Genomic DNA, 3,231 nt, shown 5'->3' with positions numbered 1-3,231 from the left:
TGTCATAAGTGGGGGCAATATAGATCTCGACACCCTGTGCATACAAGGCATAACGCGCCAGTGGCATGTAATTCTCCCAGCACAGTAATGCACCGATACGGCCCGCCGGACTATCAACCACTTTTAATCCTGTGGCATCACCAAAGCCCCATACCATACGTTCAGGATTTGTTGGCATCAGCTTGCGATGCTTGTTTAATAAGGTACCTTCCGGACCAATCGTTACTACGGTGTTATACAGTGTTGCCTGGCTAAGTTTTCCATCACGCTCTTCAATACCGCAAACGATAGTGACTTTATATTTTTTAGCGGCAGCATATAAAGGAGCCAGGTCATCGGCATCCACATTGACGGCGTTGTTAAGCAGGCGATGATGTAATTCTTCGGAGGTGTTCCAGTCCCCCCCGGGCCTTAGTCGCCACACCCAGGCAGGGTAACCGGGAATAAAGGCTTCGGTAAAAACCACTAATTGAGCGCCACTGGCTGAAGCTTCCTCCACCATGGCTACAGCAGATTTGATGGTTTCCGCCTTGTTGAGGAAAACAGGTGGTTTTTGTACTACGGCTATTTTTGTCATGTTGTCACTCCAGTAAATTCGTTGATTTGGCTTTCTTTAAAGTGTAGTTTGTTCATTTTTACTTACAATTAACAAAAAAAAGAAACATAATGTGCAAAAATGCACAAAATGGGGCAGATATGAATTGGGATGATTTGAGACTCTTTCTGGCGGTGGCTCGTACCGGCTCCATTAGTGGTGCCGCTACGCAATTGGGAGTTCAACATTCCACCATCTCTCGGCGCATGCGGCAATTCGAGCTGAAGCTCGGTGCACGCTTGATTGAGCGTAAAAAAGGTGGCTATGAACTAACCCAGGCGGGTGAGCATGTCAAAGAAGCGGCCATTAACATTGAACGGGAAGTGCTGGGAGTAGACGGTGCACTCATAGGAAAAGACACCCACCTAATCGGCCCATTACGTGTCACGGCGATAAACAATATGGCTTCTTCGGTTCTGATGCCAATGTTTGCTGACTTTAGTAATCAACACCCGCTGGTGAAGTTACATATTGTCGTTTCCAATCTGGATGCCAGCCTTGCCCAGCGTGATGCAGATGTTGCCATACGCTTGACCAACTCACCACCTGACACCTTAATTGGAAAACGGATTGTTACCGTTGCTTCTACGATCTACGGTAGTCGTTCCTACATAAACAAACTTCGTGAGCAACACAGTGAACCAAAGTGGATTGGCGTGGATTGTTGTGTATTCCATAAAACCTGGACAAAACAGGTCTGCAGTGAACAGTCACATAACTTTGTTAGTGATGATACGTTGTTAACACTTGCCGCAATAAAAGAAGGCTTAGGAGTTTCTATTCTTCCCTGTTTTATGGGTGATGCTGATTCAGCGCTTGAACGCTATTGCGAACCGGACCCGGCTTATAACCTGGGTCTCTGGATTTTATTACACCCGGATTTAAAGCGTACTGCCAGAGTGCTGAGCTTTCGTGATCATATGGCGAGTGCTATTAAAGAAAAACAGGACCTGTTTGAAGGCAATTGTCCGCAACATAATCAATGAAAGTATGGACCCAGTTTACACTTTCGTTTAAAACCGCGGACCAATCATCAGGTACCAGGCTTTTTGATCCAGGCTCGAATAGCCGAAGCCAATATATACGGCGCCTAATATTGTATCTGCGCCCCAGAAAACACTGCCGGAATATATCCGATCCCATAGATCTTTCATAAACGGATCATTAATCCGGCCTGTCTCCAGGGTTAGTCCCACATACAAACCATTGCCAACTTGTGCCGGTATCCTGGAATATTGCATGTAATAGCCCAGGGATTCAAAATCATATTGCGTGCCGATTAATTGATCCAGGTATAATCCCGATAGCCGCCTGGGGCCGCCGAGTACAAAAACATCGGACACCGGAATGTAATCACTCCCGCTGATTTCCTTTCCCCACTCGCCATGCGCCGTCAGTGTATGGTTACCCAGGCTTTTAACACCGGTAACTATGACCTGTGCGAGGCTGAATTCGTCAGTAACATCATCTTCTTTGTCTTTTCCTGACAGAATGTTCATTCCAGCGTACCATCCGGAACGAGGGAAAGTGACACGATCCATCTGGTCCATAACGGCTGAAAATCTTAAAGCCTCGCGTGTTAGATTGCTTTCAGGAATTAAGGGGGTAATCACTCCAAAGTCAGGTGTAAGTTTTAGATCAGCGAGTAGCGGGCCAAGCCGCAGTTCGCCCAGGCTCCCACTGATCCCAACGTCCAGGCCGGCCTCCAGTCGTGTTATCCTGGCATCGCCCAGCCGGATGTCTTCGTCATAAAACTGGACGAAATGCCTTCTGGCGCCAATATAAGGAGTAATAAATACACCATCACGCACCTGCAATGGCTGTAGAAATTCTGTTTTCAAAAAGGAATCATAGCCAATTTGCGAATCAACGCGCCACTCAGCGCCCAGGCTGTTTACCCAGGTACGGCGATAACTAGCCGCAAGATTGAGTTGCGTCGGACTGGTAAAATCGGTGGCGGCACCAATCCCGATCTTTAAATAGCCGGGCCCCCAGGGTTTGCTTTCTGCGTCAATAACAACGGTGGCATTTTCTTCATCGGGGAGCAGGGTATAACCTATATACGCAAAATCACCCCGGCCAAACATGTCCACCAGGTTATGGTCCAGTTTTTTACTGTCAAAGCTGTGTCCCGCTTTTGTTGTGACGTCTCGTAATACAGCTTTTTCACTAATGTTGCCGGTTGTTTCCGCTTTTATTTGTGTTACGGCATACGTTGGAGGTTCTTTGTATTCACGCCGTATCAGCCATCGTTGATAGGCTTCAGGGGTAAGAGAGAGTTCTTCAAGCGCCTCCTTATTTATCATGGCAGCCGCAACGCCGCGCGCAATAATCTCACGCTGATGGGAAAAACTCGAAGAGCTGTATTCTTCTAAATCAGGTTCAATGAGTACGTCGTTGGAAGACAGCTTTTTAAGAGATCTTTCTACGTTTTGTTCGGTGAGCAACACAATGGCCTGCAATGCGACATCAATAGAGTTTTTTAATTCATGCTTGGGTTTGGGTTTTGTACCCAGGTTGACGACGATTAGTCTGTCACCGCACAACTGCCTGCCTAATTCTACCGGAAGGTTGTTAACCAAACCGCCATCAACATAAATCTCATTGCCTATTTTTGTCGGCGCAACTATTGCCGG

At 47.0% G+C, this 3,231-nt stretch carries 3 protein-coding genes; 1 reads left to right on the top strand and 2 read right to left on the bottom strand.

The window, feature by feature from the left end:
• Positions 1-577 (bottom strand): nitrilase-related carbon-nitrogen hydrolase (locus ACWVCM_RS12275; RefSeq protein ID WP_455202045.1); only part of this gene is annotated, 577 nt, incomplete at its 3' end.
• A gap of 119 nt (positions 578-696) precedes the next feature.
• Between ACWVCM_RS12275 and ACWVCM_RS12270 the strand changes: the two genes are divergently transcribed.
• Positions 697-1,581 carry a LysR family transcriptional regulator gene (locus tag ACWVCM_RS12270; protein ID WP_455202044.1) on the top strand — a complete coding sequence of 295 codons (885 nt, stop codon included), beginning with the start codon at positions 697-699 and terminating at the stop codon, positions 1,579-1,581.
• Between the two features lie 27 nt (positions 1,582-1,608).
• Here ACWVCM_RS12270 and ACWVCM_RS12265 read toward each other — a convergent pair.
• On the bottom strand, positions 1,609-3,231 hold a 1,623-nt coding region (locus tag ACWVCM_RS12265), incomplete at its 5' end, for a hypothetical protein (RefSeq protein WP_455202043.1).

Source organism: Kaarinaea lacus (assembly GCF_975902315.1).
The sequence above is the reverse complement of the archived record's forward strand: the minus strand, read 5'-3'. Positions and strand labels throughout refer to the sequence as shown.

Coding starts and splice junctions, on each gene's coding strand:
- ACWVCM_RS12270 (WP_455202044.1), top strand. CDS start 697: ATGAATTGGGATGATTTGAGACTCTTTCTGGCGGTGGCTCGTACCGGC.